At 54.5% G+C, this 14,204-nt stretch carries 11 protein-coding genes, 4 tRNA genes and 2 rRNA genes (1 of these 17 cut by a window edge); all 17 read left to right on the top strand.

Annotated features, from left to right (window positions below; all coding sequences use genetic code 11):
• Positions 1 to 2,182 (top strand): 23S ribosomal RNA (locus AC1RBR_RS24285); it begins 710 nt to the left of the window's first position.
• Between the two features lie 153 nt (positions 2,183 to 2,335).
• A 5S ribosomal RNA gene (rrf, locus tag AC1RBR_RS24280) occupies positions 2,336 to 2,451 on the top strand.
• A gap of 132 nt (positions 2,452 to 2,583) precedes the next feature.
• The gene (gene birA / locus AC1RBR_RS24275) at positions 2,584 to 3,537 is read left to right on the top strand and encodes a bifunctional biotin--[acetyl-CoA-carboxylase] ligase/biotin operon repressor BirA (RefSeq protein ID WP_492566917.1); all 954 of its coding nucleotides are present in this window, start codon (positions 2,584 to 2,586) and stop codon (positions 3,535 to 3,537) included.
• Positions 3,527 to 4,276 carry a pantothenate kinase gene (locus AC1RBR_RS24270; RefSeq protein WP_115987912.1) on the top strand — a complete coding sequence of 250 codons (750 nt, stop codon included), beginning with the start codon at positions 3,527 to 3,529 and terminating at the stop codon, positions 4,274 to 4,276. Before birA ends, AC1RBR_RS24270 begins: the two co-directional genes overlap by 11 nt.
• Positions 4,277 to 4,283: 7 nt before the next feature.
• On the top strand, positions 4,284 to 4,721 hold the full coding sequence (locus tag AC1RBR_RS24265) for a hypothetical protein (RefSeq protein WP_492566915.1): 438 nt from the start codon (positions 4,284 to 4,286) through the stop codon (positions 4,719 to 4,721).
• A gap of 142 nt (positions 4,722 to 4,863) precedes the next feature.
• Positions 4,864 to 4,948 (top strand) — tRNA-Tyr (locus AC1RBR_RS24260).
• A 24-nt stretch (positions 4,949 to 4,972) separates the two neighbouring features.
• Positions 4,973 to 5,046: transfer RNA gene (locus AC1RBR_RS24255), tRNA-Gly, on the top strand.
• Positions 5,047 to 5,072: 26 nt separating this feature from the next.
• A tRNA-Thr gene (locus AC1RBR_RS24250) sits at positions 5,073 to 5,148 on the top strand.
• Between the two features lie 84 nt (positions 5,149 to 5,232).
• Positions 5,233 to 6,426, top strand: a complete 1,194-nt coding sequence (gene tuf / locus AC1RBR_RS24245; RefSeq protein WP_024014521.1) for an elongation factor Tu — start codon at positions 5,233 to 5,235, stop codon at positions 6,424 to 6,426.
• A 53-nt stretch (positions 6,427 to 6,479) separates the two neighbouring features.
• Positions 6,480 to 6,555: transfer RNA gene (locus AC1RBR_RS24240), tRNA-Trp, on the top strand.
• 45 nt (positions 6,556 to 6,600) lie between these two features.
• The gene (gene secE, locus AC1RBR_RS24235; RefSeq protein WP_095140135.1) at positions 6,601 to 6,969 is read left to right on the top strand and encodes a preprotein translocase subunit SecE; all 369 of its coding nucleotides are present in this window, start codon (positions 6,601 to 6,603) and stop codon (positions 6,967 to 6,969) included.
• A gap of 9 nt (positions 6,970 to 6,978) precedes the next feature.
• Positions 6,979 to 7,512 carry a transcription termination/antitermination protein NusG gene (nusG, locus tag AC1RBR_RS24230; protein ID WP_025113545.1) on the top strand — a complete coding sequence of 178 codons (534 nt, stop codon included), beginning with the start codon at positions 6,979 to 6,981 and terminating at the stop codon, positions 7,510 to 7,512.
• A 117-nt stretch (positions 7,513 to 7,629) separates the two neighbouring features.
• On the top strand, positions 7,630 to 8,061 hold the full coding sequence (gene rplK, locus AC1RBR_RS24225; RefSeq protein WP_003228756.1) for a 50S ribosomal protein L11: 432 nt from the start codon (positions 7,630 to 7,632) through the stop codon (positions 8,059 to 8,061).
• Positions 8,061 to 8,756: a 50S ribosomal protein L1 gene (rplA, locus tag AC1RBR_RS24220; protein WP_003228754.1), complete on the top strand. Its 696-nt coding sequence runs from the start codon at positions 8,061 to 8,063 to the stop codon at positions 8,754 to 8,756. The genes rplK and rplA overlap by 1 nt, the downstream gene beginning before the upstream one ends.
• Before the next feature lie 198 nt (positions 8,757 to 8,954).
• Complete coding sequence (gene rplJ / locus AC1RBR_RS24215; protein WP_003228752.1) at positions 8,955 to 9,455, top strand: 50S ribosomal protein L10; 501 nt, start codon at positions 8,955 to 8,957, stop codon at positions 9,453 to 9,455.
• 74 nt (positions 9,456 to 9,529) lie between these two features.
• Complete coding sequence (rplL, locus tag AC1RBR_RS24210) at positions 9,530 to 9,895, top strand: 50S ribosomal protein L7/L12 (RefSeq protein ID WP_007962228.1); 366 nt, start codon at positions 9,530 to 9,532, stop codon at positions 9,893 to 9,895.
• A 221-nt stretch (positions 9,896 to 10,116) separates the two neighbouring features.
• Positions 10,117 to 14,190 (top strand): DNA-directed RNA polymerase subunit beta, encoded by a 4,074-nt coding sequence (gene rpoB / locus AC1RBR_RS24205; protein ID WP_027614262.1) that lies wholly within the window; start codon positions 10,117 to 10,119, stop codon positions 14,188 to 14,190.
• Positions 14,191 to 14,204 lie beyond the last annotated feature (14 nt).

Here is a 14,204-nt window from a genome sequence, read left to right as displayed (position 1 = left end):
TGACTGGAGGACCGAACCGACTACCGTTGAAAAGTTAGCGGATGACCTGTGGATCGGAGTGAAAGGCTAATCAAGCTCGGAGATAGCTGGTTCTCCTCGAAAGCTATTTAGGTAGCGCCTCATGTATCACTGTAGGGGGTAGAGCACTGTTTCGGCTAGGGGGTCATCCCGACTTACCAAACCGATGCAAACTCCGAATACCTACAAGTGCCGAGCATGGGAGACACACGGCGGGTGCTAACGTCCGTCGTGAAAAGGGAAACAACCCAGACCGTCAGCTAAGGTCCCAAAGTTATGGTTAAGTGGGAAACGATGTGGGAAGGCTTAGACAGCTAGGAGGTTGGCTTAGAAGCAGCCACCCTTTAAAGAAAGCGTAATAGCTCACTAGTCGAGTCGGCCTGCGCGGAAGATGTAACGGGGCTCAAACCATACACCGAAGCTACGGGTATCACGCAAGTGATGCGGTAGAGGAGCGTTCTGTAAGCCTGTGAAGGTGAGTTGAGAAGCTTGCTGGAGGTATCAGAAGTGCGAATGCTGACATGAGTAACGACAATGGGTGTGAAAAACACCCACGCCGAAAGACCAAGGTTTCCTGCGCAACGTTAATCGACGCAGGGTTAGTCGGTCCCTAAGGCGAGGCTGAAAAGCGTAGTCGATGGAAAACAGGTTAATATTCCTGTACTTCTGGTTATTGCGATGGAGGGACGGAGAAGGCTAGGCCAGCTTGGCGTTGGTTGTCCAAGTTTAAGGTGGTAGGCTGAGATCTTAGGTAAATCCGGGATCTTAAGGCCGAGAGCTGATGACGAGTTACCCTTTGGGTGACGAAGTGGTTGATGCCATGCTTCCAAGAAAAGCTTCTAAGCTTCAGATAACCAGGAACCGTACCCCAAACCGACACAGGTGGTTGGGTAGAGAATACCAAGGCGCTTGAGAGAACTCGGGTGAAGGAACTAGGCAAAATGGCACCGTAACTTCGGGAGAAGGTGCGCCGGTGAGGGTGAAGGACTTGCTCCGTAAGCTCATGCCGGTCGAAGATACCAGGCCGCTGCGACTGTTTATTAAAAACACAGCACTCTGCAAACACGAAAGTGGACGTATAGGGTGTGACGCCTGCCCGGTGCCGGAAGGTTAATTGATGGGGTTAGCTAACGCGAAGCTCTTGATCGAAGCCCCGGTAAACGGCGGCCGTAACTATAACGGTCCTAAGGTAGCGAAATTCCTTGTCGGGTAAGTTCCGACCTGCACGAATGGCGTAACGATGGCGGCGCTGTCTCCACCCGAGACTCAGTGAAATTGAAATCGCTGTGAAGATGCAGTGTATCCGCGGCTAGACGGAAAGACCCCGTGAACCTTTACTATAGCTTTGCACTGGACTTTGAATTTGCTTGTGTAGGATAGGTGGGAGGCTTTGAAGCGTGGACGCCAGTTCGCGTGGAGCCATCCTTGAAATACCACCCTGGCAACTTTGAGGTTCTAACTCAGGTCCGTTATCCGGATCGAGGACAGTGTATGGTGGGTAGTTTGACTGGGGCGGTCTCCTCCTAAAGAGTAACGGAGGAGTACGAAGGTGCGCTCAGACCGGTCGGAAATCGGTCGTAGAGTATAAAGGCAAAAGCGCGCTTGACTGCGAGACAGACACGTCGAGCAGGTACGAAAGTAGGTCTTAGTGATCCGGTGGTTCTGTATGGAAGGGCCATCGCTCAACGGATAAAAGGTACTCCGGGGATAACAGGCTGATACCGCCCAAGAGTTCATATCGACGGCGGTGTTTGGCACCTCGATGTCGGCTCATCACATCCTGGGGCTGAAGCCGGTCCCAAGGGTATGGCTGTTCGCCATTTAAAGTGGTACGCGAGCTGGGTTTAGAACGTCGTGAGACAGTTCGGTCCCTATCTGCCGTGGACGTTTGAGATTTGAGAGGGGCTGCTCCTAGTACGAGAGGACCGGAGTGGACGAACCTCTGGTGTTCCGGTTGTCACGCCAGTGGCATTGCCGGGTAGCTATGTTCGGGAAAGATAACCGCTGAAAGCATCTAAGCGGGAAACTTGCCTCAAGATGAGATCTCACTGGAACCTTGAGTTCCCTGAAGGGCCGTCGAAGACTACGACGTTGATAGGTTGGGTGTGTAAGCGCTGTGAGGCGTTGAGCTAACCAATACTAATTGCCCGTGAGGCTTGACCATATAACACCCAAGCAATCTGAATGCTCGAAAGAGACCAGATTGCGGTGTGTGAAGACGCAATGAACCGAAAGTTCGCGCTGCTCACAAACACCTGTATCACATACCCGATTTGCTGAAGCGAGGCCAACCGGTCACGAGTCAGTACCCGAATTTCTTGACGACCATAGAGCGTTGGAACCACCTGATCCCATCCCGAACTCAGAAGTGAAACGATGCATCGCCGATGGTAGTGTGGGGTTTCCCCATGTGAGAGTAGGTCATCGTCAAGATTAAATTCCGAAACCCCAATTGCGAAAGCAGTTGGGGTTTTGTTTTGCCCGCAGGAAAGTGGTGTGCTTGATTTCTATGCAATCGCCCGGCTCATGGCTATTATTCGGGCCTCATTGTGAGGCGAGACCTGCATGCTGACGTTGTTGAATCTATTAAAGGATGGTCGATTCCATTCCGGCGAGGCTCTGGGGGTTGCCCTGGGAATCAGTCGAAGTGCGGTGTGGAAACAGCTTCAGCATCTTGAGGCTGAACTCGGATTATCCATTAACAAAGTCCGGGGCAGAGGCTATCAACTGGCCGCGCCCTTGACGCTGCTCGACCCCCTCAAGATTGGTGCCTTGACGCTGGTTTGGCCGATGTCAGTCTTTGATTCCATTGATTCCACCAATGCAGAGGCGCTGCGCGCGATCGGTCAAGGTCGAGCAGCGCCGTTTCTGGTATTGGCGGAGCGACAGATTTCCGGTCGTGGTCGGCGGGGGCGTAAGTGGATAAGCCCTTTCGCTGAAAATCTGTATTACAGCCTGGTCTTACGCATCGAGGGTGGCATGCGCCAGCTTGAGGGCTTGAGTCTAGTGGTTGGTTTAGCGGTTATGCATGCCCTGCGAAAGCAGGGAGTGTCGAGCGCTGGATTGAAGTGGCCAAACGATGTGCTAGTCGGAAACAAGAAAATCGCCGGTATCCTTCTTGAGTTAGTAGGGGATCCGGCAGATGTTTGCCATGTGGTGCTTGGTATAGGCATTAATGTGAACATGCAGGTTGCTGAGGAAGTTGACCAGCAATGGACGTCGATTCGGCTCGAGACGGGCAAAAACTGCGATCGCAACATCTTGGTGGCTGAGCTGAGCGAGCAACTGCGGGGCTACATCCAACGTCATCAGGTCCATGGATTCTCTGCGTTCCAGGAGGAGTGGGAAAAGGATCACATGTGGCAAGGTCGCCCGGTTTCTTTGGTTGCGGGCGTTAGTCATATAGAAGGCGTAGTGCTTGGCATTGATAGCCAGGGTGCGCTGCGCTTGAAGGTGGACGGTGTGGAAAGGGTATTTAGTGGTGGTGAGCTCAGCCTGAGGTTGCGTGATGATTCTTGAGCTCGACTGTGGGAATAGCTTTATCAAGTGGCGTGTATTGAATACGGCTGCTGGCGGTCTTTTCGCTGAAGGTGTTGTCGACTCGGATCAGGCTCTGGTGGATAGCTTGTGCGCATTTGACAGCCTGTCGTTGCGTAAATGTCGGTTGGTCAGCGTAAGAACCAGCGAAGAAACTGCTGCGCTCACCCGAATTCTCGAGCAGACGTTCGGCGTCTCGGTCGTGTGCGCCAAATCGGCCAGTGAAATGTCTGGCGTCAGGAATGGCTATGACGACTATGAACGCTTGGGGCTGGATCGCTGGTTGGCGATGCTTGGTGGTTTTCATTTGGCTGCAGGCGCCTGCCTGATTCTGGATTTCGGCACTGCTGTGACGGCCGATTTTATTAATGCCGAAGGAGAGCACCTTGGAGGATTCATTTGCCCAGGGATGCCCTTGATGCGTAACCAATTACGTACACATACCCGGAAAATCCGTTATGGGGATTTGGCTGCCGAAAAAGCGCTGACGAGCCATGCTCCGGGGCGCAGTACAGTCGAGGCGGTGGAGCGAGGGTGCTCTTTAATGTTGAGAGGTTTCGTTCTGACCCAGATGGAAATGGCTCGATCCTATTGGGGGGAGCGCTTTGCTGTCTTTATTACCGGTGGCGATGCTGGATTGGTGGCGGACGTCGTGCCCGATGCACGGGTCGTCCCTGACCTGGTATTTGTAGGGTTGGCGATGGCGTGTCCTTTGACTTGAGGTTTGTATGCGTTGGTTGTTCCTGCTGCTCGTTGTTCTCAATGTTTTCTATTACGTCTGGCATCAGCAGGAAGCGCCTTTGCGTGCAAAAGATGTCACGCCCCTCAATATGTACCGCGGGGGCCAGCAAGATATTCGCTTATTGAGTGAGGCGACTGGTGACTCTGGAGGAGGGCAGGGCGCGCGCCGTGCCGGACAGGAGTGTCTGTTTTTGGGTGGTTTGCCTCAAGAAGGCAGCATTTCCGAGCTACAGATGCGTCTAGCGGCCATGAGTGTGAAGGTTCAGGCATCACAAAAGGATCTTCCCGAACCTGGTTATTGGTTGCGCATTGCGCCCGAGAGCCAGCGTTTATTGGGGGATGTGCAGTTGCAGAACCTTTCCAAGGAATTCAATGAGTTAAAACATAAAATAATGCTGTGTGAGGGGGTTGCACCGCTGGAATAGTTTGCATAGAATGGCGCCCGCTCCACAGCGAACACCTAAACAGGTTGTCAAAGTGGAACGGTGTCAACGCAGCTAACCTCAGGTTTTTAATGAGAAAATGCTTGACAGAAGGTCGGCATAGTATAGAATGCCGGCTCGCTTAGGAGGGGTTCCCGAGCGGCCAAAGGGATCAGACTGTAAATCTGACGTCTACGACTTCGAAGGTTCGAATCCTTCCCCCTCCACCATTTTTAGCGTGAGCTGCAAGCTCCGCGGGTATAGTTTAGTGGTAGAACCTCAGCCTTCCAAGCTGATGATGCGGGTTCGATTCCCGCTACCCGCTCCAAGTTTGCAGGTTGTGCAAAGTGTTTCGCTCTTGTAGCTCAGTTGGTAGAGCACACCCTTGGTAAGGGTGAGGTCAGCGGTTCAAATCCGCTCAAGAGCTCCATATAACAAGGCAGATATGAAAATATCTGCCTTTGTTTTAATGGTAGATATCGTTCGTCTAATTCTTCTGTTGAGGGTGTTATCGATGGCTAAGGAAAAATTTGATCGTTCCCTGCCCCACGTCAACGTAGGGACCATTGGTCACGTTGACCACGGTAAAACCACTCTGACCGCTGCTCTGACTCGCGTCTGCTCCGAAGTTTTCGGTTCGGCCGTAGTTGAATTCGACAAGATCGACAGCGCTCCAGAAGAAAAAGCTCGCGGTATCACCATCAACACCGCTCACGTTGAGTACAACTCGACTATTCGTCACTACGCTCACGTTGACTGCCCAGGTCACGCTGACTACGTGAAGAACATGATCACCGGTGCTGCCCAGATGGACGGCGCGATCCTGGTTTGCTCGGCCGCTGATGGTCCGATGCCACAAACCCGTGAGCACATCCTGCTGTCCCGTCAGGTAGGCGTTCCGTACATCGTGGTTTTCCTGAACAAGGCTGACCTGGTAGACGACGCTGAGCTGCTGGAACTGGTTGAGATGGAAGTTCGCGACCTGCTGTCCACTTATGACTTCCCAGGCGACGACACTCCGATCATCATCGGTTCGGCTCGTATGGCGCTGGAAGGCAAAGACGACAACGAAATGGGCACCACTGCCGTTCGTAAACTGGTTGAAACTCTGGATACCTACATCCCAGAACCAGTTCGTATGATCGACAAGCCATTCCTGATGCCAATCGAAGACGTATTCTCGATCTCGGGTCGCGGTACTGTTGTGACTGGTCGTATCGAGCGCGGTATCGTTCGCGTTCAAGATGCACTGGAAATCGTTGGTCTGCGTGACACCACCACCACCACCTGCACCGGTGTTGAGATGTTCCGCAAGCTGCTCGACGAAGGTCGTGCTGGCGAGAACTGCGGCGTTCTGCTGCGTGGTACCAAGCGTGACGACGTTGAGCGTGGTCAGGTTCTGGTTAAGCCAGGTTCGGTTAAGCCGCACACCAAGTTCACCGCAGAAGTTTACGTTCTGAGCAAGGAAGAAGGCGGTCGTCACACTCCGTTCTTCAAAGGCTACCGTCCACAGTTCTACTTCCGTACTACTGACGTGACTGGTAACTGCGAGCTGCCAGAAGGCGTTGAAATGGTAATGCCAGGTGACAACATTCAGATGACTGTTACCCTGATCAAAACCATCGCGATGGAAGACGGTCTGCGTTTCGCTATCCGTGAAGGCGGTCGTACCGTCGGCGCTGGCGTCGTAGCCAAAATCATCGAATAAGCGGTTGTAATGTATTTTTCGGGCCGGCATAATGGTCGGCCTGATTTTGTTTTAGGTCAGTAGCTCAATTGGCAGAGCGACGGTCTCCAAAACCGTAGGTTGGGGGTTCGATTCCCTCCTGACCTGCCAGATTCACTCGGTGTGTCTGGCTTTCTTTTCACAGGATCTTCATAGATGACTCCTAAGGCTGAAGCTCAAGGCTCTCGCTTCGATCTGCTCAAGTGGCTTGTGGTAGCCGCTTTGGTGATTGTCGGCGTTGTTGGCAATCAGTATTACGCTGCTTCGCCGATCCTGTACCGTGTACTCGCTTTGCTCGTGATTGCTGCTGTAGCTGCCTTTGTAGGCCTGCAGACTGCAAAGGGTAAGTCGTTCTTTGTACTGGTTAAGGAAGCTCGCACCGAGATTCGTAAAGTCGTATGGCCAACTCGCCAGGAAACCACGCAGACAACGTTGATTGTTGTTGCTGTGGTTATCGTTATGGCGTTGCTGTTGTGGGGTGTTGATTCCCTGCTCGGCTGGCTTGTTTCCTTGATTGTCGGCTAAGGGTGTCCCGTGGCTAAGCGTTGGTACGTTGTGCATGCTTACTCGGGTTACGAGAAGCATGTCATGCGCTCGCTGATTGAGCGCGTAAAGCTGGCTGGCATGGAAGATGGCTTCGGCGAAATTCTGGTTCCCACTGAAGAAGTGGTTGAAATGCGTAATGGCCAGAAGCGCAAAAGCGAACGTAAGTTCTTCCCAGGCTATGTGCTGGTACAGATGGATATGAACGAGGGTACTTGGCACTTGGTCAAGGATACTCCTCGGGTGATGGGCTTCATTGGCGGTACCGCCGACAAGCCTGCTCCAATCACCGACAAAGAGGCGGAAGCCATTCTGCGTCGAGTGGCTGATGGTAGCGACAAGCCGAAGCCGAAGACTCTGTTTGAGCCGGGTGAGGTGGTTCGTGTTACTGACGGTCCATTCGCTGACTTTAACGGCACTGTCGAAGAAGTTAACTACGAAAAGAGCCGTGTCCAGGTGGCAGTGCTTATTTTCGGACGCTCTACCCCGGTAGAGTTGGAGTTCAGTCAGGTCGAAAAGGTCTAACTGAACAAGCATCCCAACCCCGCAGCCCTAGGCTGTGGGGTTTTGTCGTCACTGGGATAAACGCGCAAGTAACCGGGGAGCCTTTCGAGGCGTTCGAACCCGTAATTGGAGTGCCTCATGGCCAAGAAGATTACCGCTTACATCAAGCTGCAAGTGAAGGCCGCTCAGGCTAACCCAAGCCCACCTGTTGGTCCTGCTCTGGGTCAGCACGGCGTGAACATCATGGAATTCTGCAAGGCTTTCAACGCCCGTACTCAGGGTCTTGAAGCAGGTCTGCCGACTCCAGTGATCATCACTGTCTACAGCGACCGTAGCTTTACTTTCGAAACCAAATCCACCCCTGCTTCGGTTCTGCTGAAGAAGGCGGCCGGTCTGACCAGCGGTTCCGCTCGTCCGAACACCGTTAAGGTTGGCACTGTTACCCGTGCTCAGCTGGAAGAAATCGCGAAAACCAAAAACGCGGATCTGACTGCAGCTGATATGGATGCAGCCGTGCGTACTATCGCCGGTTCTGCTCGTAGCATGGGCCTTAACGTGGAGGGTGTGTAATGGCTAAGCTGACCAAGCGTCAAAAGGCTATCGCCGGCAAAATCGAAGCAGGCAAGGCCTACAACATTGTAGACGCTGCTGCTCTGCTGGCTGAGCTGTCGACTGTCAAGTTCAGCGAGTCGTTCGACGTTGCTGTGAACCTGGGTGTAGATCCGCGTAAATCCGACCAGGTTGTTCGTAGCGCCACTGTGCTGCCACACGGCACTGGCAAGACCGTTCGCGTTGCTGTGTTCACCCAGGGTCCAGCTGCTGAGGCCGCTCTGGCTGCCGGCGCTGACCGTGTAGGTATGGACGACCTGGCTGCCGAAATGAAAGGCGGCGACCTGAACTATGACGTAGTGATCGCATCCCCGGATGCCATGCGCGTTGTAGGTCAACTGGGTCAGATCCTCGGTCCACGTGGCCTGATGCCTAACCCGAAAGTCGGCACCGTAACTCCAGACGTAGCTACCGCGGTTAAAAACGCCAAGGCTGGTCAGGTCCGTTATCGCACCGACAAAAACGGCATCATTCACACTTCCGTTGGCAAGATCGGCTTCGATGCCGTCAAGCTGAAGGAAAACGTTGAAGCTCTGATCGCTGATCTGAAGCGTATCAAGCCAGCTTCTTCGAAAGGTATCTACGTCAAGCGCGTTACCCTGAGCACTACTATGGGCCCAGGTCTGGTTATCGACCAGAGCTCGCTGGACGCGTAAGACAAAGGTTGGCGCGATTATTCGCGCCAATTGAAAGATTGGGGTCCCTGCCTGGCGGGGGCTATCCAAGACCGTAGGCGGCGCAAGCCTTAAACCACAAGCCTACGCAGATGGTGCTCCCGGTTCCTTACCGAATCAGACACCAAAACGACATTCGGTTTCGACCGAGTGAAACGGTAACAAGCAGGAGTTAAACCCGTGGCAATTAATCTCGAAGACAAGAAGGCCATCGTCGCTGAAGTCAACGAGGCTGCCAAAGTCGCTCTGTCCGCTGTCGTGGTTGATGCCCGTGGCGTAACAGTAGGCGCAATGACCGGACTCCGTAAAGAGGCTCGTGAAGCTGGCGTTTACGTACGTGTTGTACGTAACACCCTGCTCAAGCGCGCAGTTGCTGACACTGAATACAGTGTCCTCAACGACGTGTTCACCGGCCCGACCCTGATTGCATTCTCGAACGAACATCCGGGCGCTGCTGCCCGTATCTTCAAAGAGTTTGCCAAGGGTCAGGACAAGTTCGAGATCAAGGCAGCTGCGTTCGAGGGCAAGTTCCTCGCAGCTAATCAGATCGACGTACTGGCAACTCTGCCGACCCGTGACGAAGCAATTTCTCAGCTGATGAGCGTGATTCAAGGCGCTACCAGCAAATTGGCTCGTACTCTGGCGGCAATTCGCGACCAGAAAGAAGCTGCCGCAGCCTAAGGCTCGTCAACTTCTCGCGTTTTTTGTTTATTTCGATGGTCGCGTAGGCCGTCCCCCAATTCAGGAATTGAGTCATGTCTCTGACTAACGAACAAATCATCGAAGCAATCGGCCAGAAATCCGTAGTGGAAATCGTTGAGCTGATCAAAGCGATGGAAGAAACCTTCGGTGTTACCGCTGCTGCCGCTTCGGCTGGCCCAGCTGTAGCTGCTGCTGCTGTTGAAGAGCAAACCGAGTTCAACGTTGTTCTGCTGGAAGCTGGCGAGAAGAAGGTTAACGTGATCAAGGCAGTTCGTGAACTGACCGGTCTGGGCCTGAAAGAAGCCAAAGAGAAAGTAGACGGCGCTCCTCAGGTTGTAGCTGAAGGCGTTTCGAAAGAAGCTGCTGAAGACGCTAAGAAGAAGCTGGAAGAAGCAGGCGCTAAAGTCGAGCTGAAATAAGTATCGACTTTGCTCCTCCAGCCCGAGCGTCAAGCGACAGGCTGATGGCTGGTGGCTCTTGCCACCGGCCTTTTTCCGTTATTGGCAGCCGACTGGGTCGGTGCTGATAAAGGCGCTGTAACCACCCGATGCGGTGGCGCAAACCATGGGGTTTGCACGATTTTCTGGCTGCTCCCGTCGGGAGGGGCCAAACAAGCAGGTGACCAAGCTGGGGAACGCTGATGGCTTACTCATATACTGAGAAAAAACGTATCCGCAAGGACTTTAGCAAGTTGCCGGACGTCATGGATGTGCCGTACCTCCTGGCCATCCAGCTGGATTCGTATCGTGAATTCTTGCAAGCGGGAGCGACTAAAGATCAGTTCCGCGACGTGGGCCTGCATGCGGCCTTCAAATCCGTTTTCCCGATCATCAGCTACTCCGGCAATGCTGCGCTGGAGTACGTCGGTTATCGCCTGGGCGAACCGGCATTTGATGTCAAAGAATGCGTATTGCGCGGTGTAACTTTCGCCGTACCTTTGCGGGTAAAAGTGCGCCTGATCATTTTCGACAAAGAATCGTCGAACAAAGCGATCAAGGACATCAAAGAGCAAGAAGTCTACATGGGCGAAATCCCATTGATGACTGAGAACGGTACCTTCGTAATCAACGGTACCGAGCGTGTTATCGTTTCCCAGCTGCACCGTTCCCCGGGCGTGTTCTTCGACCACGACCGCGGCAAGACGCACAGTTCCGGTAAACTGCTGTACTCCGCGCGCATCATCCCTTACCGCGGTTCGTGGCTGGACTTCGAGTTCGACCCGAAAGACTGCGTATTCGTGCGTATCGACCGTCGTCGCAAGCTGCCGGCCTCGGTACTGCTGCGCGCACTCGGCTACACCACCGAAGAAGTGCTGGACGCTTTCTACACCACCAACGTATTCCACGTTAAAGGCGAAGGCCTGAGCCTGGAACTGGTGCCTCAGCGTCTGCGCGGTGAAGTAGCTGTCCTCGATATTCAGGACGATAAAGGCAAGGTGATTGTCGAGCAGGGCCGTCGTATCACTGCCCGCCACATCAACCAGCTGGAAAAAGCCGGGATCAAAGAGCTGGACGTGCCTCTGGACTACGTCCTGGGTCGCACCACCGCCAAGGTCATCGTGCATCCGGCTACCGGCGAAATCCTGGCAGAGTGCAACACCGAGCTGTCGACTGAAGTCCTGGCGAAAATCGCCAAGGCCGGCGTTGTTCGCATCGAAACTCTGTACACCAACGACATCGACTGTGGTCCGTTCATCTCCGACACGCTGAAGATCGACTCCACCAGCAACCAATTGGAAGCGCTGGTCGAGATCTATCGCATGATGCGTCCAGGCGAGCCGCCGACCAAAGACGCTGCCGAGACCCTGTTCAACAACCTGTTCTTCAGCCCTGAGCGCTATGACCTGTCTGCGGTCGGCCGGATGAAGTTCAACCGTCGTATCGGTCGTACCGAGATCGAAGGTTCGGGCGTGCTGTGCAAGGAAGATATCGTCGCGGTACTGAAGACTCTGGTCGACATCCGTAACGGTAAAGGCATCGTCGATGACATCGACCACCTGGGTAACCGTCGTGTTCGCTGCGTAGGCGAAATGGCTGAAAACCAGTTCCGCGTTGGCCTGGTACGTGTCGAGCGTGCGGTCAAAGAGCGTCTGTCGATGGCCGAAAGCGAAGGCCTGATGCCGCAAGACCTGATCAACGCCAAGCCAGTGGCGGCGGCGGTGAAAGAGTTCTTCGGTTCCAGCCAGCTCTCGCAGTTCATGGACCAGAACAACCCGCTGTCCGAGATCACCCACAAGCGTCGTGTCTCTGCACTCGGCCCTGGCGGTCTGACTCGTGAGCGCGCAGGCTTTGAGGTCCGTGACGTACACCCGACTCACTACGGTCGTGTCTGCCCGATTGAAACGCCGGAAGGTCCGAACATCGGTCTGATCAACTCCCTGGCCGCTTACGCCCGCACCAACCAGTATGGCTTTCTGGAAAGCCCGTACCGTGTGGTGAAAGAAGGTGTGGTCACCGACGAGATCGTGTTCCTGTCCGCCATTGAAGAAGCCGATCACGTGATCGCGCAGGCTTCGGCGACCATGAACGAGCAGAAAGTCCTGATCGACGAACTGGTAGCCGTACGTCACCTCAACGAATTCACCGTCAAGGCGCCGGAAGACGTCACCCTGATGGACGTTTCGCCGAAGCAGGTAGTTTCGGTTGCAGCGTCGTTGATTCCGTTCCTCGAGCACGACGACGCCAACCGTGCGTTGATGGGTTCGAACATGCAGCGTCAAGCTGTACCAACCCTGCGCGCTGACAAGCCGCTGGTAGGTACGGGCATGGAGCGTAACGTGGCTCGCGACTCCGGCGTTTGCGTCGTGGCTCGTCGTGGCGGCGTGATCGACTCCGTTGATGCCAGCCGTATCGTGGTTCGTGTTGCTGATGACGAAGTTGAAACCGGTGAAGCTGGTGTCGACATCTACAACCTGACCAAATACACCCGCTCGAACCAGAACACCTGCATCAACCAGCGTCCGCTGGTGAGCAAGGGTGATCGCGTTCAGCGTAGCGACATCATGGCCGACGGCCCGTCCACCGACATGGGTGAACTGGCGCTGGGTCAGAACATGCGCATCGCGTTCATGGCATGGAACGGCTTCAACTTCGAAGACTCCATCTGCCTGTCCGAGCGTGTGGTTCAGGAAGACCGCTTCACCACGATCCACATTCAGGAACTGACCTGTGTGGCCCGTGACACCAAGCTTGGCCCAGAGGAAATCACTGCGGACATCCCGAACGTGGGTGAAGCTGCACTGAACAAGCTGGACGAAGCCGGTATCGTTTACGTAGGTGCTGAAGTAGGCGCAGGCGACATCCTGGTGGGCAAGGTCACTCCGAAAGGCGAGACCCAACTGACTCCGGAAGAAAAACTGCTGCGTGCGATCTTCGGTGAAAAAGCCAGCGACGTTAAAGATACCTCTCTGCGTGTACCTACCGGTACCAAAGGTACTGTAATCGACGTACAGGTCTTCACCCGCGACGGCGTTGAGCGTGATGCTCGTGCTCTGTCGATCGAGAAGTCCCAGCTGGACGAGATCCGCAAGGATCTGAACGAAGAGTTCCGTATCGTTGAAGGCGCGACCTTCGAACGTCTGCGCTCCGCTCTGGTAGGCCACAAGGCTGAAGGCGGCGCCGGTCTGAAGAAAGGTCAGGACATCACCGACGAAGTTCTCGACGGTCTTGAGCATGGTCAGTGGTTCAAACTGCGCATGGCTGAAGATGCTCTGAACGAGCAGCTCGAGAAGGCTCAGGCCTACATCGTTGATCGCCGCCGTCTGCTGGACGACAAGTTCGAAGACAAGAAGCGCAAACTGCAGCAGGGCGATGACCTGGCTCCAGGCGTGCTGAAAATCGTCAAGGTTTACCTGGCAATCCGTCGTCGCATTCAGCCGGGCGACAAGATGGCCGGTCGTCACGGTAACAAAGGTGTGGTCTCCGTGATCATGCCGGTTGAAGACATGCCGCACGATGCCAATGGCACCCCGGTCGACGTCGTCCTCAACCCGTTGGGCGTACCTTCGCGTATGAACGTTGGTCAGATCCTTGAAACCCACCTGGGCCTCGCGGCCAAAGGTCTGGGCGAGAAGATCAACCGGATGGTCGAAGAGCAGCGTAAAGTCGCTGAACTGCGTACCTTCCTGGACGAGATCTACAACCAGATCGGCGGTCGTAACGAAGATCTGGACAGCTTCTCCGATCAGGAAATCCTGGATCTGGCGAAAAACCTGCGTGGCGGCGTTCCAATGGCCACTCCAGTGTTCGACGGCGCCAAGGAAAGCGAAATCAAGGCCATGCTGAAACTGGCAGACCTGCCGGAAAGCGGCCAGATGCAGCTGACTGACGGCCGTACCGGCAACAAGTTCGAGCGTCCAGTTACCGTTGGCTACATGTACATGCTGAAGCTGAACCACTTGGTAGACGACAAGATGCACGCGCGTTCTACCGGTTCGTACAGCCTGGTTACCCAGCAGCCGCTGGGTGGTAAGGCGCAGTTCGGTGGTCAGCGTTTCGGGGAGATGGAGGTCTGGGCACTGGAAGCATACGGTGCTGCATACACTCTGCAAGAAATGCTCACAGTGAAGTCGGACGATGTGAACGGCCGTACCAAGATGTACAAAAACATCGTGGATGGCGATCACCGTATGGAGCCGGGCATGCCCGAGTCCTTCAACGTGTTGATCAAGGAAATTCGTTCCCTCGGCATCGATATCGATCTGGAAACCGAATAACACGTGACGCGATC

Source organism: Pseudomonas sp. GW823-FHT01D03, from assembly GCF_058798255.1.
This window is presented reverse-complemented; position numbering and strand designations above follow the sequence as displayed.

Bases quoted from the DNA above. Each gene is read 5' to 3' on its own strand.
- rplL (WP_007962228.1), top strand. From the start codon at position 9,530: ATGTCTCTGACTAACGAACAAATCATCGAAGCAATCGGCCAGAAATCC.
- rplA (WP_003228754.1), top strand. From the start codon at position 8,061: ATGGCTAAGCTGACCAAGCGTCAAAAGGCTATCGCCGGCAAAATCGAA.
- rpoB (WP_027614262.1), top strand. From the start codon at position 10,117: ATGGCTTACTCATATACTGAGAAAAAACGTATCCGCAAGGACTTTAGC.
- tuf (WP_024014521.1), top strand. From the start codon at position 5,233: ATGGCTAAGGAAAAATTTGATCGTTCCCTGCCCCACGTCAACGTAGGG.
- rplK (WP_003228756.1), top strand. From the start codon at position 7,630: ATGGCCAAGAAGATTACCGCTTACATCAAGCTGCAAGTGAAGGCCGCT.
- AC1RBR_RS24270 (WP_115987912.1), top strand. From the start codon at position 3,527: ATGATTCTTGAGCTCGACTGTGGGAATAGCTTTATCAAGTGGCGTGTA.
- AC1RBR_RS24265 (WP_492566915.1), top strand. From the start codon at position 4,284: ATGCGTTGGTTGTTCCTGCTGCTCGTTGTTCTCAATGTTTTCTATTAC.
- birA (WP_492566917.1), top strand. From the start codon at position 2,584: ATGCTGACGTTGTTGAATCTATTAAAGGATGGTCGATTCCATTCCGGC.
- secE (WP_095140135.1), top strand. From the start codon at position 6,601: ATGACTCCTAAGGCTGAAGCTCAAGGCTCTCGCTTCGATCTGCTCAAG.